The 26629-nt window shown below is 53.2% G+C and carries 20 protein-coding genes; 13 read left to right on the top strand and 7 right to left on the bottom strand.

The features are described 5' to 3' along the window. From ACN08V_RS01140 to ACN08V_RS01155, 4 genes are all read right to left on the bottom strand, one after another. Positions 1 to 1000: HNH endonuclease (locus ACN08V_RS01140; RefSeq protein WP_419104219.1), on the bottom strand; the 1000-nt coding region annotated here is incomplete at its 3' end. 10 nt (positions 1001 to 1010) lie between these two features. Further along, positions 1011 to 2792, bottom strand: coding sequence for an AAA family ATPase (locus tag ACN08V_RS01145; protein WP_419104220.1), 1782 nt, complete (start codon positions 2790 to 2792; stop codon positions 1011 to 1013). After that, positions 2764 to 3999 carry a restriction endonuclease subunit S gene (locus tag ACN08V_RS01150; RefSeq protein ID WP_419104221.1) on the bottom strand — a complete coding sequence of 412 codons (1236 nt, stop codon included), beginning with the start codon at positions 3997 to 3999 and terminating at the stop codon, positions 2764 to 2766. Before ACN08V_RS01150 ends, ACN08V_RS01145 begins: the two co-directional genes overlap by 29 nt. After that, a complete protein-coding gene (locus ACN08V_RS01155; protein WP_419104222.1) occupies positions 4000 to 5991 on the bottom strand; it encodes a type I restriction-modification system subunit M in 1992 nt (663 codons plus the stop codon). Between the two features lie 235 nt (positions 5992 to 6226). Here ACN08V_RS01155 and ACN08V_RS01160 point away from each other — a divergent pair, with 235 nt between their 5' ends. The 3 genes from ACN08V_RS01160 (at position 6227) to ACN08V_RS01170 (ending at position 8532) form a co-directional block, all read left to right on the top strand. Further along, on the top strand, positions 6227 to 6700 hold the full coding sequence (locus ACN08V_RS01160; protein WP_419104223.1) for an AAA family ATPase: 474 nt from the start codon (positions 6227 to 6229) through the stop codon (positions 6698 to 6700). 97 nt (positions 6701 to 6797) lie between these two features. Continuing rightward, a complete protein-coding gene (locus tag ACN08V_RS01165) occupies positions 6798 to 7475 on the top strand; it encodes an ATP-binding protein (protein WP_419104224.1) in 678 nt (225 codons plus the stop codon). A 193-nt stretch (positions 7476 to 7668) separates the two neighbouring features. Then, positions 7669 to 8532 carry a DUF6318 family protein gene (locus ACN08V_RS01170; protein WP_419104225.1) on the top strand — a complete coding sequence of 288 codons (864 nt, stop codon included), beginning with the start codon at positions 7669 to 7671 and terminating at the stop codon, positions 8530 to 8532. A 55-nt stretch (positions 8533 to 8587) separates the two neighbouring features. On the opposite strand, the gene ACN08V_RS01175 is transcribed toward ACN08V_RS01170, so the two are convergent. Further along, entirely contained in the window at positions 8588 to 9490 is a 903-nt protein-coding gene (locus ACN08V_RS01175; RefSeq protein ID WP_419104226.1) for a LysR family transcriptional regulator, read from the bottom strand. Between the two features lie 177 nt (positions 9491 to 9667). On the opposite strand from ACN08V_RS01175, the gene ACN08V_RS01180 reads away from it, so the two are divergent. The 5 genes from ACN08V_RS01180 (at position 9668) to ACN08V_RS01200 (ending at position 16043) form a co-directional block, all read left to right on the top strand. Next, positions 9668 to 13153 carry a bifunctional proline dehydrogenase/L-glutamate gamma-semialdehyde dehydrogenase gene (locus tag ACN08V_RS01180; RefSeq protein WP_419104227.1) on the top strand — a complete coding sequence of 1162 codons (3486 nt, stop codon included), beginning with the start codon at positions 9668 to 9670 and terminating at the stop codon, positions 13151 to 13153. A 216-nt stretch (positions 13154 to 13369) separates the two neighbouring features. Beyond that, positions 13370 to 13762 (top strand): glycine cleavage system protein GcvH, encoded by a 393-nt coding sequence (gcvH, locus tag ACN08V_RS01185; protein WP_419104228.1) that lies wholly within the window; start codon positions 13370 to 13372, stop codon positions 13760 to 13762. 284 nt (positions 13763 to 14046) lie between these two features. Further along, entirely contained in the window at positions 14047 to 14487 is a 441-nt protein-coding gene (locus ACN08V_RS01190; RefSeq protein WP_419100035.1) for an FHA domain-containing protein, read from the top strand. Beyond that, on the top strand, positions 14487 to 15221 hold the full coding sequence (locus ACN08V_RS01195; protein ID WP_419100036.1) for a MerR family transcriptional regulator: 735 nt from the start codon (positions 14487 to 14489) through the stop codon (positions 15219 to 15221). Before ACN08V_RS01190 ends, ACN08V_RS01195 begins: the two co-directional genes overlap by 1 nt. Positions 15222 to 15482: 261 nt before the next feature. Continuing rightward, positions 15483 to 16043 carry a MerR family transcriptional regulator gene (locus ACN08V_RS01200; protein ID WP_419100119.1) on the top strand — a complete coding sequence of 187 codons (561 nt, stop codon included), beginning with the start codon at positions 15483 to 15485 and terminating at the stop codon, positions 16041 to 16043. A 90-nt stretch (positions 16044 to 16133) separates the two neighbouring features. Here the strand turns inward: ACN08V_RS01200 and ACN08V_RS01205 are convergent, their stop codons facing one another. Next, positions 16134 to 16952: a ParA family protein gene (locus ACN08V_RS01205; protein ID WP_419104229.1), complete on the bottom strand. Its 819-nt coding sequence runs from the start codon at positions 16950 to 16952 to the stop codon at positions 16134 to 16136. A 287-nt stretch (positions 16953 to 17239) separates the two neighbouring features. Between ACN08V_RS01205 and ACN08V_RS01210 the strand changes: the two genes are divergently transcribed. The 4 genes from ACN08V_RS01210 (at position 17240) to ACN08V_RS01225 (ending at position 23178) form a co-directional block, all read left to right on the top strand. Beyond that, the gene (locus ACN08V_RS01210; RefSeq protein ID WP_419104230.1) at positions 17240 to 20689 is read left to right on the top strand and encodes a pyruvate carboxylase; all 3450 of its coding nucleotides are present in this window, start codon (positions 17240 to 17242) and stop codon (positions 20687 to 20689) included. 250 nt (positions 20690 to 20939) lie between these two features. Further along, a complete protein-coding gene (locus tag ACN08V_RS01215) occupies positions 20940 to 21407 on the top strand; it encodes a hypothetical protein (RefSeq protein WP_419104231.1) in 468 nt (155 codons plus the stop codon). Between the two features lie 24 nt (positions 21408 to 21431). Continuing rightward, on the top strand, positions 21432 to 21638 hold the full coding sequence (locus tag ACN08V_RS01220; protein ID WP_419100040.1) for a hypothetical protein: 207 nt from the start codon (positions 21432 to 21434) through the stop codon (positions 21636 to 21638). 130 nt (positions 21639 to 21768) lie between these two features. After that, the gene (locus tag ACN08V_RS01225) at positions 21769 to 23178 is read left to right on the top strand and encodes a mycothione reductase (protein ID WP_419104232.1); all 1410 of its coding nucleotides are present in this window, start codon (positions 21769 to 21771) and stop codon (positions 23176 to 23178) included. A gap of 151 nt (positions 23179 to 23329) precedes the next feature. On the opposite strand, the gene ACN08V_RS01230 is transcribed toward ACN08V_RS01225, so the two are convergent. Then, positions 23330 to 25414: an AMP-dependent synthetase/ligase gene (locus ACN08V_RS01230; RefSeq protein ID WP_419104233.1), complete on the bottom strand. Its 2085-nt coding sequence runs from the start codon at positions 25412 to 25414 to the stop codon at positions 23330 to 23332. A 312-nt stretch (positions 25415 to 25726) separates the two neighbouring features. Between ACN08V_RS01230 and ACN08V_RS01235 the strand changes: the two genes are divergently transcribed. Next, positions 25727 to 26473 (top strand): lysophospholipid acyltransferase family protein, encoded by a 747-nt coding sequence (locus ACN08V_RS01235; protein WP_419104234.1) that lies wholly within the window; start codon positions 25727 to 25729, stop codon positions 26471 to 26473. Positions 26474 to 26629: the final 156 nt, after the last annotated feature.

A 26629-nucleotide genomic window follows, 5' to 3' on the forward strand; every position in this document is an offset into this window, starting at 1 on the left:
TTTTTAAATACTCAATCTCAGATGTATTAGTTAAACTTGGGGGAGTAATCCTTTGATCTTTATTGTGTGAAATAAGATATTCCATAAACCCTGATAGATTTTTCTCATCTAGCATCGCTGAATATAAAATTTTTTCAGCAACTTTGTCTGTCTTATTTTTTTGTGCCAGATTTATTTTCAACTGGGTATCTATCTCTTCTAGAGAAATTTTTGATACGAACGTATCCGCCATTTCAATCATATCTGAGATTTCCGATAAAGCCATTCCATTCCACTTCCTTGTAATTCCTGTAGTTGCTATATGCCTCTCAACTTCTGAATCATTTTTGAAACCATCTAGAATAAAAGGAAAGTGACCTCCATTATTAAATGTGAAGGTAAGACAGCCTGTTCTATCTGTTTTTAATCCATAAGGGTAGATCAGTGCTTGAGTATCAGTATATTTATTCTTTGTAGATATTGAGCTATTGCATTCTGAACAAGAAGGGATAAGATTTAAAGGAGATATTGCAAGAAGGGGGAAATGTGATTTGGGAAGAAAATGATCAAGAGTATTTGGCCTGGAAACTTGACAATAGCTACACCTGGAATTCTTTGAGATAAATTCTAATCGTCTAAGTAAATTTGATTTATATTTATCATATAAATTCCCCATAAACTTAATAAACAGAGAATCGTCTGTACCTACCGATTCGGTGGAATTGGTGCTTGGACACTCTAATTCTATGGCGTCATGACTTACAGAAAAAACCTGGGAGGATATTTTTTCGCCAGAGATAAATTTCCTATAGAAGTAGCTTTCCTGTTTTTTTATTAGTGTATATAGAAGCTTGATATTAGAGGACTTAATATATCGAGTCCTTGGGCGACCTGAATTAATCCGAAGGTCTTTATCAGAGAATTCATAGCTGAATTTTGGCTCGCCACAATATGTATATCCTAATAATTCTATAAATTTCTCCAGTCCCCAATCGGGTATCTTTTTTTCGATTTTAATCATTGTGTGATACTCACATTTCTGAATCAAAGAACATGGCGGAGTTTTCAATTATAGTAATTGCCTCAAAACCCGCATTGGAAGATATCTCAGTTCTAACTTCGTAATTATCTTTATAGCGAGTATAAAAATCTCTTAGTTTTTTGTAGAATCCCGATGTTTCAATCTCATAGTTAAATATTTTTCTATTAATTGTCCCAATGTTTTCGCCGAAAGTGTTGAAATCAGGATTAAACGCAATCAGTTGTCTATTTTTCGGATCTTCTTCGCTTTCAATAATCTGAGGCTTAAGAATAAACACATTATCTTTTACTAACTCTTGAACTGTTACTGGGGAGTGCGTAGCGAGTATTGAAATTGAATTTGTATTTCTGCAAATCCAAGATAAATTATCCAACAGTCTAGCCAGCATCGGAGGTTGTAAATGATTTTCAGGCTCATCGATTAGTATCAAAGAGTTTTCTTCTATGGCTGCGAATGCATAGGTGAGTAATAAAAGAATATAGGAAACTCCGCTACTTTGGTGATACATTAGTTTAAATAATGAGTCATAGAAATCTGCAGCAGCTAATATATCCTGTTCCTGCATAAAGGGGATAATCTTTTGAAATTCTGAAAGCTCATCAGATGGATCGTTTGATTTGATTCTATTTATATTTTTCTGAAAATTATCAAAATTATCAAAATAGGTTTGCTTATCTTGAAGTATTCTTTCTACTAAATCAATCCATATTGGGAAATTGTTTTTTAGTAGAATCGTGTTAACAGAATGGATGAAAATATTAAAAAATTTATCTTTATGCTGTGTCTCGGTACCTGTTTTGATAAATATGCCGTCTTGTGCATTCTCTCGGTATTTTTCCTTCATCTCAAGAGAGAGTAAATCATATATCTCTTCCTTAAGAGATACCTGATTCATCTGGACTCCAAAGTATTTTCCAATTTGTGACTCAACTACTGGTGAATCAAAAGGCGACATTGAGAAGAAGAAAACTGAGCCAGATCTAAAATCTTGGTTTGTGTTTGTGTAAACCATTTCACCATTTATGAAACTATTATAAATAGATTTCAGCAACCTGGTCTTTCCTACACCGTTACTACCTATAAAACAAAATATATTTTTATTCAATACCTCATCTTGGATATTGCTGGAAGGCCGAAGGACCAAGGGAGTGGCAAGATAGCTGTTATTAATCTCTAGCAAATATTTTTGGAAAAAGTTCTGTCTGTTCGCCAACTTGTGCATTCTAAGGTAATCGAGATCCTCGAAGTGCCTAAGGAATGCATCGTTAATCAGGTCGTATATCCTCGTGGGTCTATGTACAGGGCGGGCAGGCTTGACTAAGGAAGGCGAATCAAAATCTGATTTGAGAGATTTGAGAATTGAAAAATTATATGCAATATCATTTAATTGCTTAAGATAAGCTTGCAAATCAATTAAGCTCATATTCTCAAGTGTGATGAGATTCTTGTAGTATAGTAGGTCCGCGCCAATTGATAAATGGTTTTGAGATGACGAAATTTTTTCAAGAATATCACTCTCGGAAGGTGTATCTTCCCCGAGCAGATTTTTGCCGTCTGAAAGCTTTAATGACCCGATTTTAAATATTTTCGGAAAACCTATATGGTTAAAATCATCCGGGAAACAGTAAGCTAAATGGTAAGTTACACAATACCCATAATCATCCCAATTATCTTTTTCATAGTAAAATAAACCTCCGGTTAGCTCCCGTTGATAACTTTCGTCTTTTAAAATCTTGTCTAATCTATCCAATTTTTTGAAGATATAACCCAAGGTTTTTACCCCCTGTTAGATTTTCGATAAGTGCATTCTTTCTGCTTTGTGCAATCTGGATGGCCGTGGTGATATCTTTTTTTATTTTAGATACCTCATCTATCTCCTCCTTGATGGTGTGTATTATTTCTTTTTGTGTATCAATGTCTGGTACTATAATTTTATAGTTTGCCAACTGCTGAGGACTAATATGGGGGACACTTACTCCAGTGAATTGTGGCTCGAGATAATCTATAAATGCTCTTGAGGAGAGTGTAAGGAATAGCCATTCTGCTGCTACATGATTTAATTTTGCGCGAAGTCGTGCTACTCGTTGAACTAAAAGCGTGCCTTCTGCTTTTTTGTCTACCAGTGAAACGCGGACTCCATCAGAAATTACTGGCCGGTCCATACCTAAAATAATGTCATCATATTTCAGCTTAAAGGTGTCAAATCCTGCAGATAAATTTTTAGGTAAGTAGGTTACATCACACCACTTAAGATTCCCTACTCCGATATTAATACCTCTCAGAAGGGGAACACCTTGCTTATCTTCTGTAAAATCAGAGCTTTTAAAAGCATACCCGGGAAGTATCTCAGCTAAATAACGGAGAGGCGTTATTTTACCAGGTATCTTAAGAATTTTATTCTCGATAGATACTTTGAGCCGTTCTTCTAGTAAATCAGCCATATGTTGCTGGTCAGCAATTAGCCCATCAATCTCAGACAGCTCATGGTCCAGCCTTTTGGCTATTGCGCGCTGGGTTTTAACGGGGGGTAACGGAATTTTGATCGCTTTCATCGCTGAGTAACGGGTTGTCCAAAGATCGGCAACGATGCCTGACCCAAAACGATAGAATTCTTCTTGAAAGCCAACACTTGTTAAAAGGTATCGTGCATATTCAGGTTCAATTCCTACTGGTTCTAGAACAATATTTATCAGTGAAACTGATCCATCACGTGGAGCGATTCCCGCAGAACCTTTGCGATCAGAACGACTATTGATGACAAAATCACCCTTACGGGCAATCTTCTTGGGAGCACCAATAACCGAAACAGCAACACTTTCTTGTTGCTCTATAACACCATTCTTTGTAACCGATAGAGGTGGTAATTCCTCAGCAGTAGTTTGTTCCCTCCGTTCTCGAAAGACTGAGCCTAAACGTACTATCTTCCAATCGTCAGGCAAATTTTCCCCGAACCATTCGTAGTCTTTGCTGTCGGACATTTACCCCATCACCTCGTCCAGGTGCTTCCGAATTCTGCCCAGTACCTCTTTGAGGTCGCGGTCTATTTCTTCCAACGGGCGGGGTGGCACATACTCGTAGAAGTGGCGGGTAAAAGGAATCTCCGCGCCCTCTTTCGTCTTGGCTTCATCAATCCACGCATCTGGCACAAAGGGCTTAACCTCCCGCTCCACATACTCGTGGATATCCTCGCCCCAGGGCACATTCTCCGTATCGCGCAACTCGCTATCCGCTACCGGCTTACCAGCCTTCAAAACCGGGGTTGCGGCCTCGTCCTTTACCGCCAGCTCATCCACCAACTTAGCCAGAGCCGCAGGCTTAACCGTCACACCTGCCTCCGCCAACACCTTCAAAAGCACAGCCTGAACATCCGCCTTGACCGTGGACACCGCACCGGCGGCCTGCTCCACCTGCTTACCCAAGGCAGTCGCCAGAGCTTCTCTAGCCTCAGCCGACAGCTTCAACTTAGCCAGCTCCTTAGAACCCAGCAGACGCTCTACTCGATCAGCTGTAAAACCCCAGTTCAAGCGCAGCGGGCGCTCCACCGTAATCGTGCGGTACAAGAACTCCTCACGGTCAAACACCTTAGAACGCTTATCATCCGCAGCATCAAAAGCGGAAAAGAGCCGGGTAATCCCCGCAATATGCTCAGCCGACAGACGCTTACGCTTAGAACCCACCGACTTACGCATCTTCTCAAACATATCCGTGGCATCAATCAGCTGAACCTTGCCCTTACGCTCAGCCTTCTTCTGCTTATTCAAAACCCAAATGTAGGTGCTGATACCGGTGTTATAGAACATGTCAGTCGGCAGTCCAATAATGGCCTCCAAATAGTCATGGCCCAAAACCCACTTACGGATATTGCTCTCACCTGAGCCAGCCCCACCCGTAAACAGAGGCGAACCATTCAGAACAATCGCAGCACGGCCACCCACCTGGGGCACACCGTCACTGCCCCTGCCCGGCTCACGTAACTTAGCAATCAGGTGCTGAAGAAAGAGCAGAGAACCGTCAGAAACACGGGGCAGACCAGCACCAAAACGGCCGTGGAAGCCCATGCTCTTATGCTCGTCCTCCACAAAAGCCTTAGCGGTCTTCCAATCCACCCCAAAAGGTGGGTTGGACAGCCCAAAGTGGAAGGTGCGCCCCTCAAAAGCCGGGGCCGTGAGAGTATTACCCAGGACGATACTATCCACCTCCTGGCCCTTAACCACCATGTCCGCCTTACAAATTGCGTAGGACTCAGGGTTGAGCTCCTGGCCCAGCAGGATCACATCGGCGGTGGGGTTAATGGCCTTAATCTTTTCCTCCGCCACCGAGAGCATACCGCCGGTACCTGCTGTGGGGTCATAGACCTCACGCACAATATAGTCGGTGCGCAGGTCCTCATCATCGGCCAAGAGCAGGGTCACCATAAGCTCAATGACCTCGCGTGGGGTGAAGTGCTCACCGGCAGTCTCGTTAGAAGCCTCCGCGAACTTGCGGATCAGCTCCTCAAAGATATTGCCCATCTGCTCATTGCTGACTCTATCCGGGTGCAAATCAACCTTGGCAAAGTGCTGCATGACCTGAAAAAGCAGGTCATGCGATTCAAGCTCGGCAACCGTATCCTCAAACTTGTACTTCTCAAAGATATCGCGCACATTCGCGGAGAACCTGTTGATATAGTCGCGCAGGTTAATGGCCAGGGTATCGGGGTCGTTCGTGATGGTTTTGAGGTTGTGGCGCGACAGGTTATAGAAACTGTAGTGGTGCTCCGTCTGGGAAGCGAGCATGGCCAACGGGACATCGTCCAGCTGGTAACCCTCGGCTGCTTTCACAACGGCCTCTTTAGTCGGGGCTAGGGTGGCATCCAGTCGGAAGAGCACGGTAAAGGGCAGAATAATCTGGCCATACTGGTGTTGCTTATATGTCCCGCGCAAGACATCGGCTACGTTCCAAATAAACTGAGAATGATTCAAAGACGACACAAGCTACCCTTCACAAACGGTCAGCCCCGGTCAAGGGCCTTACAGATAATTCTAAGGGAGCGGTGCCTTCTAGGGGGAGTCTCACCGCGGTTCAAAGGGGGTCCGCTTTCCCGTCAATCTTGAAGAAGCCGTAATACATTGAGTGAAAATCAGGTCATACCGTTCATGAAATTCAGGTAATAGAGTATATGAAAATACGGTAATAGAGTTGTCTGACAAGTGATAATATCTAGTTATGAAATACCTTCCAAGATCGTTGGACCGGGAACTTGATGACCTTTTACCCCACCTTTCTGCTGTAGCTATTGATGGCCCAAAAGGTGTCGGTAAAACCGCCACCGCCCAACGTCGCGCAGATACTGTTCTATCTCTCGACCGAACAAGTAATGTGGCCCTCTTAGAAAGCGACTTTGATTTTGATAGTTTTCGGGGTAAGAAGCTCCTGCTTGATGAGTGGCAGTACTACCCGAAGGTCTGGGACATGGTGCGCAGGGCAGTTGACCAGGGGGCCCCTGCTGGGTCATTCCTGCTCACTGGCTCAGCTAGCCCCTACGATATGGCTGGAAGCCACAGCGGGGCCGGTCGGGTAGTTTCCCTGCGTATGCGCCCCATGGGGTTGCATGAGCGCGGCCAAACAACCCCAACCGTATTCCTTTCTGACCTGCTGGCAGGTGAAGCCGATATATCAAACCTATCGGTCAGAGTATAAGCTGGCAGACTATATGGAAGCGATTGTCGCGAGCGGATTTCCCGGGTTGGCCGGGCTCAACCCCCGTGCCTTGCGTGCACAGCTGGAAGGGTACCTCATGCGTGTAATCGACCGTGATATCCCAGAACTTGGTGCTGAGGTTCGCCACCCCTTGGCGCTTAGAAAATGGCTGGCGGCATACGCGGCTGCTGAATCAAGCACAACTGCATACTCAAAACTGCTTGACGCAACGACCGGTGGTGATGGAACACAGCCATCTGAAAAAACCACCCGCACCTATCGTGAGCATTTGGCTAAATTGTGGTTACTCGACCCGGTGCCCGGTTGGGTACCGGCCTTAAACGCTTTCACGCGCTTACAACAATCCCCCAAACACCATCTAGCAGACCCAGCGTTAGCGGCTCATCTTCTAGGGTTGGATGCCTCTTCCTTGCTCTCTGACCGGGGGAGCCACATGGCAGGCCCCCTTTTTGAATCTTTAGTAACTCTCACGGTACGTGTTATAGCGCAGTCGCTGGAGGCCACAGTTTCTCACCTCAGAATGAATTCAGGCGCTAGAGAAATCGACCTCCTTGTAGAAGGGCATGACGGGCAACTAGTTGCCATAGAAGTGAAATTGAAAGCGGCTCCTACTGACCGGGACGTACGTCATCTTCTTTGGTTGAAGGAACAGCTGCCTCACCGCGTTGCGAGCCTGGTTGTTATTACCGCTGGCGACGTGGCCTACCGTCGCCCCGATGGCGTGTATGTTATTCCGTTGGCTCTTCTAGGGTAAATACATCTGCCTCAGTCAGTAGGTTCCAGCCGCATAATACATTTCTGCTATATACAGTTGGTTTGCCGTGACCGCCTGTTCACTGGGGCTCTACGCTATGTACTCCACCTGCCCTGTGGATAAAAACATGCTGACCGATTGCTGAGCAGGTAGGGTGTAACTACCCAAACACCACATGTTCAGGAGTACCTTCATGCGTTTTTCTGCCCCATCTCTAGCCTCTTCTGCCCGGCCTGCCTCCCGTCTAGGGGCCACGCTGGCTCTCTCTGTCCTTGCCCTAACCGGTTGCGGTGTGGGGGCCTCCGGTTCCCCGTCTGCTGACCGGTCAACGGCAAGGCCCGAGCCTAGCTCTAGTAGCTCGGCACCTTCCGGTGAAGCCGGTTTCTCCACGACAGCAGGCTCCCCCTCAGCATCGGCTGGGGCAACTGCGTCATCATCCGCCTCCGCTACAGCAGCAAGTTCAGAAGCTCTGTCCACCCAGAACAGGGTTCCAGCTATCGGGCTTAAATATGATGGGAGCTTTGATGACTACGTGCCTGCCACAGAAGAAGCACCGGCCCAGAAGGTCCCCAGGCCCATTGAACCTGAGGGTATGAATGAGCACACCCAAGAGGGTTTCGTCAAATTCTTTGAATACTACCTGGCTGAGCGTAACTACGCGATTACCAGCGGCGACACCGCCCGCTGGCGGGAGCTGGTAACGCCAGCGGGCAAGCCTAACCCCTCTCAGCAGGCTGAGCTCGACTTCCTGGACAAGGTCGATGCCGCCTACAAAAACGGCGGGTGGGTTGTGCGGGGCCACCGCAAGGCAGTGACCGACTTCTACCTTGTGGGCAAGGGCAATGAGTTTGGTGAGTATGTACTCAATACCTACCTGGTAGAAAACGGGACCGTGCTCCTGGATTCTGAGGCTAACCCTCCGCGGACCGAATGGGTTCCGGTCACGGAAGATCCCTACTTCTTTGGGCTGGCGGCTGACTATGAGGACGGGGCCTGGGTGCTGACTCTGCAGGCTATGGACTACTCAGATACCATGGCGGTGCCAGCAGATAAGTAAGACTGCCGGTTTCGTGAGGTCTTGAGCCCGTCTACCCCTTAGGCCCGTCTGCCCCTTAGGGTAGGCGGGCAACTGCGTCTTGGAGGGCCTCTTTGACCGCCTGGATTGCTGGCTGGTTGGAGCTTTCGGCGCGGGTTGCCATGAAGATTTTCCGGGAGGGCGCATGGGGCAGGGGTAGGGCTTTAACACCGTAAGCTTCCTCTAGTTCTTTGCCCTGGGCAGGCAGCGCAAAGCTGGGCATGATGGCTGCCGCCCCGGTTGCGGCCAGTTGCAGGTGGGCGTTGAGGTCATCAATCACGTAACGGATGTGCGGCTCAAAACCTGCCGCCCGGCACTGGTTAATACCCCAGATGCGGGAGGTGTTGTGCTCGCCTTCAAAAACCCAGGGGAGGGCGCTAGCATCGGCCAGCTTTTCCACGGGGCTGTCCTGAGCAACAACCAACTGCAAAGTGTCAAGGGCCAACAGGTCATAGGTGAGGTCCGGGTATTCGGGAATGTAGTGGTGGGGGTAGGACTCAGCAATGACCACATCGAATTCCCGGCTGCGGGTTAGCGACAGGCCGGTTTCCGGGTCAATCTGTACCACGTGTAGTTGTACCTGAGGCGCCAGGCGTGCCAGGTGCTCAAGCACACCGGTGAGCAGGGCGTGCGCGGCTGACTGAAAGATGGCCAGCTTGACCTGGCCGGTGGGCACTCCATCCAGCAGCGTGATGCGGGTGCGGGCAGCATCCATTTCTCTGAGTATGTTCCGGGTACTATCGGCCAAAATCAGTGCTTCTGTGGTGAGTTCAACCCCCCTGCCGACCTTGCGGAGCAGGGGAGCGCCCACCTCTTTTTCCAGTGTGGTGATTTGCTGGGAGATGGCGGAGGAGGTCAGGTGCAGTGCTTTGGCGGCGGCGGCAAGGGTACCGCGTTCGTGGATTTCTAGCAGCATGGCAAGGCGGCGCAGGTCGTACATGGGGGAACCTCACTAGGGGTAGAGCACTCAGACCAATAAACATTAGTGCTACTAAATATACAGGGTAAAAAATATTCACTTTTACTAATAGTGTAACCAGAACCTAAAGATGGTGAAATGGATAACAAGAAGCAGGTTTTCGCCCCGCCAAGAGCGGGCCAACAAGGAGGTCACCCCATGGCACAACCCTTCACCGACACCCACCACCAGAAACTAGCAGAACAGGCCGTCCAGCTGGTTGCCGACTGGGTTCAGGCGGCCCAGCAGATTCCCTCTGACCCTTCCGCAGAAAAACTGGCCGGAGTTCTCAAAGACCCTAACGGCCTAGACTTCACCGTGGGCTTTGTGGACGGCGTCATCCGCCCCGAAGACCAGCAAGTCGCCGGTAAAAACCTGAGCCGAATCGCCCCGATCGTGCCCTCCTTCTTGCCCTGGTACATGAAGAGCGCTGTAGGGGTGGGCGGCAAGCTGGCCGCCAAGGCTTCCTGGCCCACCGTACCCCTTGCCCGCACCGTCCTGCGCCAGATGGTGGGCCACCTGATTGTCGATGCCCGCGACCAGAAGCTTGGCCCCGCCATCAAACACCTGACCTCAACAGGCAACAAGCTCAACATCAACCTGCTGGGTGAAGCCGTCCTAGGCGACCGCGAGGCAGAACGCCGCCTGAGTGAAACCAAGCGACTGCTGGCCCGCGACGACGTTGACTACGTTTCCATTAAGGTGTCCTCCGTATCTGGCCCCCACTCGCACTGGGCCTTCGAAGAGGTCGTGGCCGATGCCGTTGAACGCCTAACCCCCCTCTACGAGCAGGCGGCGGCATCACCGACCCCCAAGTTCATCAACCTGGACATGGAAGAGTACAAGGACCTGGACATGACCATCGCGGTCTTCACCAAGATCCTTGACCAGCCCCAGCTTAAGAACCTGGAGGCCGGCATCGTGCTCCAGGCCTACCTGCCCGACACCCTGGCCGCCATGCAGCACCTTCAGGAGTGGGCCGCTCAGCGCGTTGCCGCCGGTGGCGCTCGCATCAAGGTTCGACTGGTCAAGGGCGCAAACCTGTCCATGGAAAGGGTAGAAGCCGCCGTTCATGGCTGGCCCCTGACTACCTGCGACTCCAAGCAGGACTCTGACACTAACTACAAGCGCATCCTCAACTATGCACTGACCCCCGAACGCACCCGCAACATCCGCCTGGGCGTTGCCGGCCACAACCTCTTTGACGTCGCTTTTGCACTGCTTCTCGCCGAAGACCGAGGGGTCGAAAAAGATATCGAATTTGAGATGCTCATCGGCATGGCCTCCCAGCAGGCGGAGGTTATCCGCCAGCGTGTGGGCCACCTGCTGCTTTACACCCCCGTGGTCCGCCCCGAAGAGTTCGACGTCGCTATCTCCTACCTGGTGCGCCGCCTTGAAGAGAACGCATCGAGCGAGAACTTCATGAGCGCGGTCTTTGACCTGGATTCTTCCCCCCAGCTCTTTGAACGCGAAAAGAATCGATTCTTGCGCTCCCTGGAGGCTGTGACCGATGAAGTTCAGCCGCCCCAGCGCACCCAGAACAGGCTGGAGGAGACTGCTGATACTGTTTTCAAGCCTGCCCCCGGGACCTTTGAGAACACTCCCGATACCGACCCAGCCCTGGCGGGTAACCGTGAATGGGGCCGCGCTATCTTGGAGCGCTCCAAGACCACCCAGATTGGTCTGGAATCTCTGGAGGCTAACGAGCTGGGTTCATCAGAAGAGGCTGAGGCCCTGGTCGCCCAGACCGTGGAAGCTGGCCGCGCCTGGGGTGCCCGCCCCGCCTCCGAACGTGCCGAAATCCTGCGTAAGGTAGCCGTCAACCTGGCGGTCCGCCGTGGCGAGTTCATGGAGATTATGGCTGCTGAGGCCGGCAAGACCCTGGACCAGGGAGATGTTGAAGTCTCTGAGGCTATCGACTTTGCCTACTACTACGCTCTGCTGGCTGAGCGCCTTGATTCTGTGGACGGTGCCAAGCACCACCCGGTTAAGCTGACCCTGGTCGTTCCGCCCTGGAACTTCCCCACAGCGATCCCCGTCGGTGGTGTGCTTTCTGCCCTGGCCGCTGGCTCCGCCGTGATTTTCAAGCCCGCAAGCAACACCGCCCGGGTGGGCGCACTGATTGCTGAGGTGCTGTGGCAGGCTGGAGTGCCCGAGGAGGTCCTGCGCCTGGTCAAGGTTACCGACCGCCAGGCCGGTTCCACTATGATTGCCCACCTCAGCGTTGACCGCCTGATTCTGACCGGCGGTTACGAGACCGCCGAGATGTTCCGGTCCTGGCGTAAGGACCTGCCGCTATTCGGTGAGACCTCCGGTAAGAACTCCATTATTGTGACCCCCAATGCTGACCTTGATCTGGCGGTTAAAGACGTGGTCTACTCGGCCTTCGGTCATGCCGGGCAGAAGTGTTCAGCGGCTTCAACGGTTATTCTTGTTGGCTCGGTAGGGGAGTCTAAGCGCTTCTACAACCAGCTGGTCGATGCGGTAAAGTCCCTGCACGTTGCCCACCCCCAGGACATTGAAGCCGAGATGGGCCCGGTCATTGAGGTTCCCGAGGGCAAGCTCAAGCGCGGCCTGACCGAGCTGGGCGAGGGCGAGACCTGGATTCTCAAACCCCAGCAGCTCGATGAGACCGGCAGGCTCTGGTCACCCGGCGTCCGCGCAGGTGTCAAGCCCGGCTCCGAGTACCACCTGACCGAGTACTTTGGTCCCATTCTGGGTGTCATGAAGGCCGCAACTTTAGAAGAAGCCATTGAGCTTCAGAACGCAACCGACTACGGCCTGACCGCTGGCCTGCATTCACTGGATTCCGGTGAACTTGAACTCTGGCTCAGCAGGGTTCAGGCGGGTAACCTCTACGTCAACCGAGGCATCACCGGCGCGATTGTTCAGCGTCAGCCCTTCGGCGGCTGGAAGAAGTCCACCGTAGGTTCGGGCACCAAGGCTGGCGGCCCCAACTACCTGGTGGCCCTCAGCGACTGGGAAAGCGCACCCGCAACTGCGACCACCGCCCCCTCCGACCAGAAGGTGCTCTCTGTGCTGACCGCTGTTCGCGGACTGGATGGCTTCCCACCAGAAGAGCTGGATATGCTGGCTCGCGCCGCAAGCTCTGATGCTGATGCCTGGGCAACTGAATTCGGGCAGGGGCACGACCCCAGTAAGCTGGGTGTAGAACGCAATATCCTGCGTTACCTGCCAACTACGGTTCAGGTTCGTCTAGACCAAGATGGGGAGCTTGTCGCTGCCTTGCGTGTTCTGCTGGCGGGGCTGGTTGCCGGGGCACGGGTTGAGTTCTCCACCGCCCAGGAGCTACCCACTGCTCTGACCGCAGCTCTGGGCGCCGCAGGTATCAGCCTTGTCTCTCAGGACGATGCTCAGTACCGCTCGGCTCTTGCCAAAATTGCTCACACCCCCTCCAAGAAGCTTGAGGGAACCGCTTTTGAGGGTGCCCGTATCCGCTACATTGGCCATGACGTCACGAGTGTCTACCAGGCCTTGAATGGCCGACCCGACATTGCGGTTTACTTCCAGCCTGTGACAGAAGCCGGTCGAATCGAGATTCTGCCCTTTATCCGGGAGCAGGCCGTTTCGATTACTGCCCACCGTTTCGGTAACCCCTACAAATTCTCTGAGGGCCTTATCTAATCCACGGTAAAGACCAGCCCGCCCTTCACCATGAGGGGCGGGCCTTTTATGGTAAGAAGACAGTAAAAGAGGTGGCGCCAAACACGCATCACTGTTTTCTGTGTCATATAATCGTGCCTAGGCTGATTCCTTTTCCCTCACTGGAATCATGCGCAGTTAGTTCGAGCTTCACGCACCTCGATCGGCATCTTTGATCACTAGAAAAGGACACCTCCGATGAGCAATGTTCCCGCAGAACTCAAATACACCAAAGAACACGAGTGGGTTGGTCAACTCACCGCAGACGGAACAGTTCGTATTGGGGTGACAGACCACGCCCAGGGTGAACTGGGCGACGTTGTGTACGTTGACTTGCCCGAAGTGGGGGATACCCTCGAAGCTGAGGCAACATTCGGTGAGATTGAATCCACCAAGAGCGTCTCTGACCTCTTCGTTCCGCTTTCTGGCCAAGTTGTAGCTGTCAACAATGCCTTGGAAAGCTCGCCCGAAATTGTGAACTCTGATCCTTACGGTGAGGGCTGGCTGATTGAACTCCGCCCGGCGAACAAAGCTGATATTGATTCCCTGCTTTCTGCTGAGGGCTACCTAGCTGAGATTGAAGCCCAGTAGCTTTCCCACTTTTCGTAGAGCTTGTGCACCGCCTTTTCCCTACCGGGGAGGGCGGTGCCCTTCTGCTGAGCGAAAATCACGAAAAATACCGGATGGAACACGGCCTGAAATAGCCATAAATCGTTCCTAATGGCTAAGATTAAACAAGCGGTTCACTGTTTACCATTTCGTGACCTTGTGCCGGTTCATACCACAACACAACATATCCCTTGACGTAGTCATCTTCCCCGGGTTCCAGACCCCAAGATTCTTCTGTCGCACCATCCCACAAAGGACTAGATTGTATGGCCCCCGCCGAAGCCCACCCACAGACAAGCACCATTAGCCTCACCGCCCTGGGGATTTCTCAGGCTCACACTCCTACTGCTGAGGAAACCGCCCTGCTGGCAACTCTTCCTGTTGGCTCAGCTGTTCTTATTGGTATTGATGGTCAGTTCAAGGGTGCTCGTTTCCTGCTGACTCCCGATGCGACAGATGACGGTGGGGTTCTACCCACTATTGCCGGCCGTAGCCCTGAGTCTGACATCTACTTAGACGACGTCACCGTTTCGCGTCGCCACGCACTCTTTATTCCAAACGCTGGTAGCTTCATCCTGACCGACGCTGATTCCTTGAACGGTACCTATGTTAATGGTGATCGCGTCGATGAGGCTTACCTCAAGAACGGCGATGAAATCCACATCGGCAAGTTTCACTTCGCTTTCTACCAGGGTCAAGGCAAGTAATGAAACCCCAGGCACAATCTGCTGACGCTAGCGGTGCCGGGGCCAAGAATAAGACGATCGGCCAGGTACTCGGCGCCCTCGAAGGTGAGTTTGAGGGTATTAGCGCCTCTAAAATTCGCTTCCTTGAAGACAAGGGGCTGGTGAGCCCGCAGCGCACTAATACCGGTTACCGTAAGTACTCTGAGCAGGATATTGAGCGCCTACGCTATGTCCTCCAGCTTCAGCGAGACCAGTACCTACCGCTCAAAGTTATCAGGCAGCGTCTAGCTGAGTTAGATGCTGGGCTTGCGCCCGAGGCCGTCCAATCTCAGGAAGAGAAAACCGTTCCTGCTGTTGCTCCGGGCCAGCGCCCAGCTCTTCCTGCTGAACCTGGGCAGGTCTATACTCTGCGAGAGCTGGGCCAGGCGGCTGGCGTTGATATGCCCCTGCTCCGTGAACTCCTCAACTACGGGCTGCTAGAAGAGGGGAAAGAAGCCTACGACCAGTATGATCTGGCTGTCACCGAGGTCTGTAACCAGCTCACTGTCCACGGCCTACACCCGCGCCACCTGAGGGCTTTCCGGGCGGCGGCTGACCGGGAAGTAGACCTGGTGGAGACCGCTGTCGGCCCGCTGGCCTTGCGTAAGGACGAAAAATCTCAGGCCAGGGCGGCTGAGCTTGCTGGTGAAATTGCCCAGTTGATGCTCCGCCTACACATGGCCCTTGTCGCAGGCGCAATGCCAAGCTTTGATTAGGCTCTTTGAGGGCTGGGTCTCTGGCTAGCTTTCTGGTGGCGGTATTTTAATGACTTAGACCACCTTAAAACGCCGGGTGTCTGGCTTCCCTAAATAACAGTCAATCGGGTTGGGGCAGGTAGGATAAGAGAGTCCATGATCCACATGAGGGAAGGAATCGCTATCACCGTGAATAACGATAACGGTTACAAGAGCGCAACTGATGCGCTACAAGGCGTATCTGCCCCTCTGGATCAGCCCTTGCTGGGTATTGACGACGTCATGCCTCGCAGTGCCCCGGTAGGCGAGCAGGGCGTTCTGTTTGACGATCCGCTTTCCCTGGTCGATGAAAATCTGGGCTACCGTGGGCCTACGGCCTGTAAAGCTGCTGGCATTACCTATCGCCAGCTTGATTACTGGGCCCGAACTCACCTGGTCGAACCCACCGTGCGTTCTGCTCAGGGGTCAGGTTCCCAGCGTCTATATTCTTTTCGCGATGTCCTGGTTCTTAAAATCGTTAAGAGCCTTTTGGACACCGGGGTTTCCCTGCAACAGATCCGCACTTCGGTGGAGCACCTGCGTGCTCGGGGTGTCGAAGATTTGGCCGGTATCACTCTCATGTCTGATGGTGCATCGGTCTATGAATGTACCTCAGCTGCCGAGGTAATCGATTTGGTACAGGCTGGCCAGGGGGTCTTCGGCATTGCCATTGGCCGGGTCTGGCGTGAACTCGAAGTTTCGCTCAGTGAGCTACCCGGCGAGAACACCGCACAAGAAGTCGCTCAGGGCCCCGAAATTCACGATGAGCTCTCTGCCCGCCGGGCGCGTAAAGCTGGCGCCTAATCAGCTATTAGTTTTGTTCTGTGTAAACACAGCACATAAGGGAAGGAAACCCTTCAAGGGTTTCCTTCCCCTTTTGTATTCCTAGGCGCCTTACTTGGCTTTCTCAAGCTCTACCAGCCCGGCTAAGAGGGCTGTAAAAGCATCTGCCAGAGGCTGGGCTTCTGCTTCAGGCCAGTAGTGGACGGGGTAGGCGGAGCCTTGAATTCGCTGAAGCAGGGGAGTCTCAGGAATCGGGATTTCTGCTACCAGATCACCAAAGAGGACCCGCATTTCTTCGGTGCGGTATTCGTGCTCAGGGTCATTGTCCCTGACCTTATTCATAATGATGGATGCTGATCCGACAGCGTACTCAGTGTTTGACTCAAAGCGGGCGATAGCTCGCATAGTGCGTTCAGAGCCGGCAACAGAGAAGAGGGAAGGCTCGGCAACAGAGAGAACCCGCTCGGAAGCCGCCCAGGCCATCTCGGTCAGGCGACCAAGGGTTGGCGGGCAGTCGATGAGGATGAGGTCGAAATTGTCGCTCACGGGTTCTAGCAATCGTGCTAGATGAGGCAACAGAATGTCTGTAGGCTCAGACCGTTCCAGGGCTGTCAGCCGGGCTGACGCGCGCCCAACCCACACCCCGGCTTCTAAGCCAGTTCGGGAAGCCTGCCCCAAACTGCCCAGAGTGGTCCATGAGGAGGGACGAATCTCGTCCTTGAGCCAATAATTGTCGGGCGCTGAGAGCATGGCACCCATATCGGCACCATCGGTAGGTGAGCCCAGACCCGTTGAAGCATCCCCGTGCGGATCCAAGTCAATGACCAGAACGCGTAATCCGCAGGCCTGGGCGGCAGAAGCAAGCCCTAGAGTAACAGAGGTTTTACCCACGCCGCCTTTAAGGCTACTGATGCTTACAATGCTGGTCATACTGGGAAGCCTCTCGATTACTGGGAACACACTGCCTTTACTATGCTACCTAAAAAGCTGGGGACGATGAGTTTGCCTATACCCACGCCTGGGAAGGGGCTAGCAGGAGAAAATACCAAGTGTAGTGCTAGTGACCATAAAATCCATAGATTACGGTCCTCATCACACAACATGGCCTCAAAAGGGAGTCTGGGCCGTCAAAAAAAGCTATATTTGAGGTGTTCACACACTCTTGTGGCTTAGCTCCGCCTGCCTGTCTAGGTTTCGACGGAGCGGAACGGAAAGAAATGTTTTCAAAAATCTTGGTCGCCAACCGTGGCGAAATCGCGATTCGCGCCTACCGAGCGGCCTATGAGCTTGGTGCAAAGACAGTCGGTGTCTTCCCCTACGAAGACCGCCACTCCATTCACCGCCAGCAGGCTGATGAAGCTTACCCCATCGGTGAAGAGGGACACCCCGTTCGGGCTTACCTGGACATTGATGAGATCATCCGCGTCGCCAAAGAAGCCGGCGCCGATGCCATCTACCCTGGTTACGGTTTCCTCTCCGAAAATCCTGATTTGGCGCGGGCTGCAGCTGACGCTGGTATCACCTTCATTGGCCCGCCCCCGGAGGTACTGGAGTTAGCGGGAAATAAGGTAGAGGCACTGCGTGCCGCCCGCCGCGCAGGTATCCCGGTGCTCAAATCAACCGAACCCAGCTCAGACATCGACTACCTCCTGAGCCAGGCGGAAGAAATCGGCTTCCCCATTTTCGTGAAAGCTGTTGCCGGCGGCGGTGGCCGTGGCATGCGCCGGGTCGAAAACCGCCAAGCTCTTAAAGGCTCCATCGAAGCGGCGATGCGTGAAGCTGAAACCGCGTTTGGTGACCCCACTGTCTTCCTGGAACAGGCTGTCTTGCGCCCCCGCCACATCGAGGTGCAGATTCTTGCCGATGCAGAGGGCAACATCGTTCACCTCTTTGAGCGTGACTGCTCGCTCCAGCGCCGTCACCAGAAGGTCGTTGAAATCGCTCCTGCCCCCAATCTGGACGATAAGATCCGTCAGGCTCTCTTCCGTGATGCTGTGAAGTTCGCCCGGGAGCTAGGCTACGTCAACGCCGGTACCGTGGAGTTCCTGGTCGATACCGCAGGTGAGCGCGCTGGCCAGCATGTCTTTATCGAGATGAACCCCCGTATTCAGGTGGAGCACACCGTCACCGAAGAGGTGACCGATGTTGACCTGGTTCAGTCACAGATGCGTATTGCTGCCGGTGAAACCCTGGATGATTTGGGAATCCACCAGGAGGACCTGAAAGTACGTGGCTACGCCCTTCAGTCCCGCATCACTACCGAAGACCCCGCCAACGGTTTCCGCCCGGACGTTGGTAAGGTAACCTACTACCGTTCGGCCGGTGGCTCCGGCATCCGACTGGACGGTGGCACCGTCTACACCGGGGCGCAGATTTCACCGCACTTTGACTCCATGCTGGTCAAACTGACCTGCCGGGGTCGTACCTTTGAATCAGCTGTTCAGCGCGCCTCCCGTGCGCTGGCGGAGTTCCGTATTCGTGGTGTTGCCACCAATATCCCCTTTATCCAGGCGGTGCTGGAGGACCCCACCTTCCGCGCGGGCGATGTCTCCACCCCCTTCATCGATGAGCACCCCGAGCTCTTGATCAAGAAACCCTCCGCTGACCGTGGAACCAAGGCTCTTCAGTACCTGGCGAACGTAACCGTCAATAAGCCTCACGGCCCCCGCATTGACGGTATTGACCCGCGCACTAAGCTCCCACGTTTCCCCGGGGATAAGGTTTCAGAGCCTTTCCGCTCACCCTTTGACGCTTCGTCCCATCAGCCTCCAACTGGTTGGCGGCAACGCCTGCTAGAACTGGGGCCGGAGGGCTTTGCCAAGGCAGTGCGTGAGACCAAGGAAGTGCTGATCACAGATACAACCTTCCGAGATGCTCACCAGTCACTGCTGGCAACCCGTGTGCGTACCCGTGACCTCTTGGCAGCAGCACCAGCTGTAGCTCACGTCACCCCGGAGCTTTTCTCTGTTGAAGCTTGGGGCGGTGCTACCTACGACGTTGCTCTGCGGTTCCTGACTGAGGACCCCTGGGAACGCCTTGCCCACCTGCGTGCGGCCATGCCTAACCTGCCTATCCAGATGCTACTGCGGGGTAGGAACACTGTGGGCTACACACCCTACCCCACCGAAGTAACCGATGCTTTCGTGCAGGAGGCAGCAGCCACCGGTGTTGATATCTTCCGCATTTTTGATTCGCTGAACGATGTCTCCCAAATGACACCGGCTATCAAGGCCGTTCGTGCAACGGGCACAGCGGTAGCTGAGGTGGCAATCTGCTACACCGGCGATATGCTCGACCCCAACGAGAAGACCTACTCACTGGACTACTACCTCAACCTTGCCGATCAGGTGGTTGAGGCCGGTGCTCACATCCTAGCCATTAAGGACATGGCAGGGCTGCTGCGCCCCGAGGCGGCCCGCCGACTGGTGACCGCTCTGCGGGAGCGCTTTGACCTGCCAGTGCACCTGCACACCCACGACACTGCCGGCGGCCAGGTGGGTACTCTGCTTGCGGCGGTTGAAGCCGGTGTTGACGTTGTGGACGTGGCCTCAGCCTCCATGGCTGGCACCACCTCACAGCCCTCTTTCTCAGCTCTTGTGGGTGCTCTCCAGCATACCGAGCGTCAGCCCTCTATCACCCTTGAGGCCGCCTGCGCTCTGGAACCCTACTGGGAAGCTGTTCGTACCATCTACAAGCCCTTTGAGATGGGCCTGTCTGCCCCGACCGGGCGTGTCTACACCCACGAGATTCCCGGCGGTCAGCTCTCCAACCTCCGCGCCCAGGCTAAGGCTCTGGGGCTGGGGGAGCGGTTCGAGGACATCGAAGATATGTACGCGGCAGCTGATCGCATGCTGGGCCATATCGTCAAGGTCACCCCGTCCTCCAAGGTTGTGGGCGACCTGGCTCTCCAGTTAGTCGGTATGGGTGTCTCACCCGAGGACTTTGAGAAAGATCCTCAGAACTTTGATATCCCCGACTCCGTTATCGGCTTCCTCAACGGTGAACTGGGTACCCCGCCTGCTGGTTGGCCTGAGCCCTTCCGCACCCGGGCACTTGAGGGCCGCAAGCTGGCGAAGCCTAGCCTTAAGGAACTTTCTGCGGAGGACCTTGCGGCTTTGGCTGGGGACTCGGCAACCCGCCGCGCTACCCTCAACCGCCTGCTCTTTGCCGGCCCCACCCAGGATTATGAGAAGGCCCGGGAGGAGTTCGGCGATGTTTCAATCCTGCACACCCGTGACTTCCTCTACGGCATGGTCTTCAAGCGCGAACACGTCATCTCCCTGGGTAAGGGTGTGCGTATGATTGCTACCCTGCAGGCTATCTCAGAGCCAGATGATAAGGGCATCCGTGAGGTCATCTGCACCTTGAATGGTCAGCAGCGTAGTGTCTATGTTCGCGATAACTCGGTTGAGTCCAACGTCAAGGAAGCTGAGAAGGCTGATGCCTCCAATCCCGGTCATATAGCGGCTCCTTTCGCCGGTGGTGTGACTATTACGGTCAAGCCCGGCGATGTCATTGCGGCGGGTGACCAGGTAGCCACCATTGAGGCTATGAAGATGGAGGCTTCAATTACTTCCACCGTCTCAGGTACCGTCGAACGTATCGTCTATAAGGACATCTCGCAGGTAGCTGGTGGTGACCTGCTGATTGTGGTCAATGTTCAGTAGAGAACCTGAGTAAGAAGGCGGCGGTTCCCGGGCAACGGGGGCCGCTGCTTTCTTTTGCCCCCACCGATGGCCTAAGGCAGGGGTAAGTTCGCGGGTATTTCTTTCTTTAATCTAGTCAGGTCAGCTTTCCAGTGCTAGTTTTTTAGGCATGATAAAGACTCGTGGACTGTTGATTTCCTGGCTCCTGAGCACTGCTCTCTTTTACATGTGTTCGATTGGATACACCGTCTTTCAAGCTAGGTTCAGTGATGTGAATCCGCTGGGGGCAGGAGGCCTTACTTTCACGCCTATCGTGGACCGTTGGGTAGTAGTGGTTGCTATGGTTACACTCTGGGTAAGCGCAATTTTGGGTGCTATCTACTTGAGTTTGAGCATCAATAATTGGAAACATAGAACTGCCATTCCCGGGCAAAGGGAAAGTACTGCAGGAGTTCTGACCGCAGTTCTTTGGGTTCTCGGGACGCCCATCTTCCTCATTTTCTTTCTGCTCGGTCTATTAATGGCGTTTATTACATATAGTATGCAGGATTACAAATATATACAGAGCGAAAGCGCCCAGACATATATTTTGGTTAGTAAAGACAACATCGATTACAGCACCTACTATCAGTACAAAAGAGTTGCTCCTGGCCTGATGATTCGAGACCGGGAGATCAACTACTCACATTGGCAGGCTGGAGAATATGTTCCCCCGGAAGCGCCTTTATTTGATTGGTGAATGGGCCCAGATAAGCTAGGTAGCATGAATATTACTCACATTATGGTTATTGGTTTTGGTGCTCTTCTCTTGCTGGTGGGGGCGCTTGCTCCTCAAGCTGGGTGGAACCTGCCGGTAATGATTCTGGGCGGTCTGCACGTGGTAGTAGGTAACGTCCTTGTTTTCCGTCAGATGAAACAGAACCTTCAGCAGACCAAGCAAACTCCCCAAGACAAGGCAACCAACGAATAAGCACACTAGGCTGATCGGGAGGATTTTAGTCTGGGGCAGTGGGCGGGAATAGCCTGTCAGCGTTCGATGTTGAACCTTACACGGGCACACCGAATCAGTGCCCACAAAAGCTACAGCGAAAGGTACCGTGTTGAGCGCAGTACGCGAATACGACATTATTATCATCGGATCAGGTTCCGGTAACTCTCTACCGAACGCAGCAATGGAAGGCAAGAAAATTGCCATTATTGACGGCGGACGGTTCGGCGGAACCTGCCTGAACGTGGGGTGTATCCCTACCAAGATGTACGTTTACCCTGCCTCGGTTGTTACCCGGAGCAAGGAGGCCGCTCGGCTGGGGGTTGAGCTAGAACACCGCAGTACTGCCTGGCACGATATCCGTGACCGCATTTTTGGGCGTATCGATGCTATCAGCCAGGGCGGTTTGCAGTGGCGTAAGTCCCTGGACAATGTGGATGTCTACCAAGAGTTCGTCCAGTTCATTGACACCCACACTCTACGTACCGATTCAGGTATTGAGCTGACCGCCCCTCAGATTGTTGTAGCGACCGGATCCCGCGTTTCACTGCCTCAGGTTCCCGGTATCGACCTGCCCCAGGTGCACACATCCGACACCATCATGCGCTTGGAGGACCTACCCCAACACATCGTGGTGGTGGGCGGTGGCTTTATCGCCGCTGAGTTCGCGCATGTCTTTAACGGGCTTGGGGCTCGTGTAACCCAGGCTGTTCGTTCCGACCGTCTGCTCAGGAGCCATGACCGCAGTATCGCAGAGACTTTCACCACTGCCGCTCAGCATCAGTGGGACCTTCGCCTTAACCACGCCCTGCGCTCTATAGAACCAAGTCAGGGTGGAAAAGTGACGGTTCACTTTGAGGCCCATGGGCAGGATGTCACGGTTGAAGCCGATACCGTACTGGTAGCCACAGGGCGCACCCCGAACTCGGATACAATCTCGGCCGCCACTTTCTTTGACGTTGATGAGCGAGGCCTGGTGCAGGTCGATGAGTACCAGCGTGTTCTCTCAGGTGGCCTTCCGGTCAAGGGCCTATGGGCGCTGGGTGATGTGTCGTCACCTTTCCAGCTCAAGCACGTTGCCAACGCTGAGATGCGCACTGTGCAGTGGAATCTGCTCAACCCTGAGCACCTCAAAGCCACAGACCACCGCTTTGTCCCTTCCGCTGTTTTCACCTACCCTCCGATTGCTTCGGTGGGCCTGACCGAGGAAGAAGCCCAGCAAGAGGCTGACCGCGAGGGCTTTGAGATAACCGTCAAAGAGCAAAAGTTCGGCGACGTTGCCTACGGTTGGGCCATGGAGGACTCTGAGGGGCTCTGCAAACTGATTGCCCGCAAGGATACCGGTCAATTACTGGGAGCACACCTGATTGGTGAAGAATCACCAACCCTGATTCAACCCCTCATCCAGGCTATGAGCTTTGGCCTTTCTGCTCGGGATATGGCTCGTGGCCAGTACTGGATCCACCCGGCCCTGACTGAAGTTGTAGAGAACGCGCTTCTGGGCCTGGAGCTGGACTCCTAGCAAGTCACTCTGAGATAGAGGTACCGTGCACCGGAGGCTAGAGTTTTCTAGTTGCTCTCTCTGCTTTCGGCTCAGAACTAACGAGAGTCAAGCCCCGAACCCTCATAAGGGTTCGGGGCTTGACTCTATTGGATTGACCTACCCTCAGAAGCTAGGGCTTGGTCGAATCCGAACTAGCACCGCCCTCAGCAGATCCTTCACGGCCTTGATCTGCTGTATTCTTTGAAGCTGAGAGGGGAGATGCCTGCTGAATTTTTTCGGCCAGCTCCTGGAACCGCCCAGCCTGGTGACCGGTAAAGTCCTGGAACTTCTGGCCCTGCACTGACTTGAACTCTTCCCACTTCTCAGTCTGCTCTGCCCTAATCTCCTGAACACGTTCGGCAGTCTGCGCCGCCGTTTCGGTCACTGAAGTCTTGGTACGGTTGTAGATATCTTCAATATAGGAGTTGAAATCGGCAAGAACCTGCTTGCGCCTTACCTTCATGGAGGGGGTCAGATGTCCCTCAGCTTCGGTGAAGTCCTTGTCAACGATACGGAACTCGCGGATCGACTCAGCCTTGGACACCAGGGCATTCGCGTCGTCCACAAATTTCTGGATGGCTGCTCGGACGCTCGGGTGGTTGGCGGCCTCCTTGGGAGTAAGAGTGGGCGGAAGGCCGATACGTTCCAGCTCATCGGGAAGGACGTCGGGATCAAGGGTGATAAGTGCTGCGATAAAGGGCTTCTCATCGCCTACCAGCATGGCCTGAGAAACCATAGGGGCCTGACGTAGGCGGTCCTCGGCGGGTACCGGCATGACGTTTTTACCGCCAGCGGTCACAATGATTTCCTTTTTACGGCCGGTGATATAGATTTTACCGTCCTCATCAATATGGGCCAGGTCACCGGTTCGGAACCAACCGTCCTCGGTAAAGGCTGCCGCGTTCTCTTCGGGGTTATCCAAGTAACCAGAAATCAGACCGACACCGCGGTATTCAAGTTCACCATCTTCTGCGATTCGGGCTGAACCGCCCGGAATTAGAGTACCGACGTTGCCGATATCGAATCCGCGAATACGACCCACCGCCAGCGGTGCAGTAGTCTCCGTCAGACCGTAGCCTTCAACAACCTGGATACCTACAGCATGGTAGAAGTGGCCGTAGTGCGGGGCAAGGCGGCCTCCACCTGAAACAGCGAAACGAACCTTTCCCCCCATTGCCTCACGGAGCTTTGAGTACACCAGCTTGTCGTAAAACTTGTGCTGGAGTGCTAGCTTGTGGGTCATCTTTCCCGCAATTTGAGCCTCTGACCACCTAATGGCAACCTCAACGGAACGGTGGAAGAGCTTAGCGTTGATCTTGCCGCCCTTCTCTGATTTCTTGATTGCGCCCTCATAGACTTTTTCAAAGACTCGGGGGACAACCAGGAGCATAGTTGGCCGGAAGGAACTTAGATCTGTGGAGAGATTTTTGATATCGGGGGCATGCCCCACGGTCAGCCCGGCCTCAAAAGCAAGGATTTCGATGATACGACCCAGCACATGAGCTAGTGGCAAAAAGAGGAGTGTTGAGTTTGTTTCGTTGGCGATCTCAGGAATGGTGAGCTTGGAATTAACGCAGAGCCGTACAAAGTTACCGTGGGTAATGGGGCAGGCCTTGGGGCGGCCAGTAGTTCCCGAGGTGTAGACGATGGTAGCAAGCGAATCGAGGTTTGCTAGGGCACGCCGCTCTAAGACAGCTTCATCGGTTACCCCGGAACCTGCCTGAACCAGTGTGGAAATAGCTGCGTCCTCAATGACCCACACATCCTTGAGGCGCTCAAGAGAGAGCTCCTCGTCGGTGAGGTCACGGGCCTTCTCAATAACACCGGCCAGCTTAGTGTTTTCAACGAATACGGCCTTAGCCTTCGAGTGGGAAAGCGCCCATGCTGCCTGGGCGGGGGAAGATGTCTCGTAGACAGGTACAGAGATACCGCCTGAATACCAAATCGCAAAGTCAATCAGGGTCCACTCGTAGCGGGTACGACTCATAATGCCAATGACGTCTCCGGCTTCGATGCCCGATGCAATGAGCCCCTTGGCGAGGTCAATGACCTGACGACGGAACTCTTTGGCGGTTACGTTCACCCAGTTGCCTGGCGACTTTTGTACTCGGTAGACAACAGGGTCCCTGCTGTCCTGCGCGCGACGTTCCACCATTTCAGTCACGTTGATACATGGGTCAACGCTGACAAGTTGCGGGGAGTGTATTTCTTTCACCTTGCTACCTTTGCAATCTCACCCCACCGTTGGGGATGGAACGGGCTGTGGCTTCGGCACCACGCATGGGCATCTTATCCTGAGCAATTTTACAGGGCAAAATTAATCGGACTGCACGATTAGCGCTCTTAGAGAGCTGTTTTCTTAATCTACTGATCTACACGATGAGCTTACTTAAACTAGCGGTTATATTTAGCCTGAAAAACAGACAAAAGCAGTCCGGAAGAGTGCGCTTCTCTTTTTAGCAGAGTAGGGCCCGTGCTTACAATGTTTGGTAGGAAAACAGCGTACTGCCCCAAGGAGTGACTTCGCATGTATATGCAGCTTCGTTTCGTGCTCAAACCCCTCCTGCAACGGGTATACCATCACGATGTGGTGGGTGCTGAACACATCCCTGGTGACCAAGGTGCCATATTGGCAAGTAACCACGTGTCCTTTGTGGATTCTCTTTTCTTGCCACTTGCCGCACCCCGTCAGGTCTTTTTCCTGGCCAAATCAGACTATTTCACTACCCCAGGCCTCAAAGGTAGGTTGATGAAATGGTTTTTTACCTCGGTGGGGCAGCTTCCCATCGATCGTTCTGGTGGAGCTAAATCAGCCCAGTCTCTTGCCGCGGCAGTATCAGCCTTGCGAGAGGGGAAACTGGTGGGCATTTACCCAGAGGGCACCCGCAGCCCCGATGCCCGCCTCTACCGGGCAAAAATTGGTGTTGCCCGCCTAGCACTTGAAGCTGGAGTTCCTATTATCCCGGTTGCGCAACTGGGCAATGAGTATGTTCAGAGGCCGGGATCTAATAGGTTGCATGTGCGCCACCAGGGGAAAGCCATCCGCGTGCGAACCATTATTGGTGAGCCGATTGATACGACCCCCTACGCTCACCGGGAAGACCAGTGGGCCGCTCAACGGGAACTTGCTGATTTAGTTATGCAGAAAATTAGTGAACTCACCGGCAGAAAGATTATCCCAGCCTATGCTGGCGATATTAAGAAGCTTATGGCCTCTGAGAACATCAGCGCAGATGAAGCACTGCGCAGGTTGCACCCTGATTACACCCCCTAAGCGAGGAGGGTATGTGCCCCGGCTCATCATGGAAGCCTAGACCGGTTAGGGGTGTCATATGATGGACTCGCATTGTAGGGCACCCCAACCAAGACCATACTTTATCAAGAAAGCCTTTCCCCACGAGGCAGAGAACGACCACTATACTAAGGATTT

It is taken from the genome of Rothia sp. P5766, from assembly GCF_048513555.1.
GTDB lineage: Bacteria > Actinomycetota > Actinomycetes > Actinomycetales > Micrococcaceae > Rothia.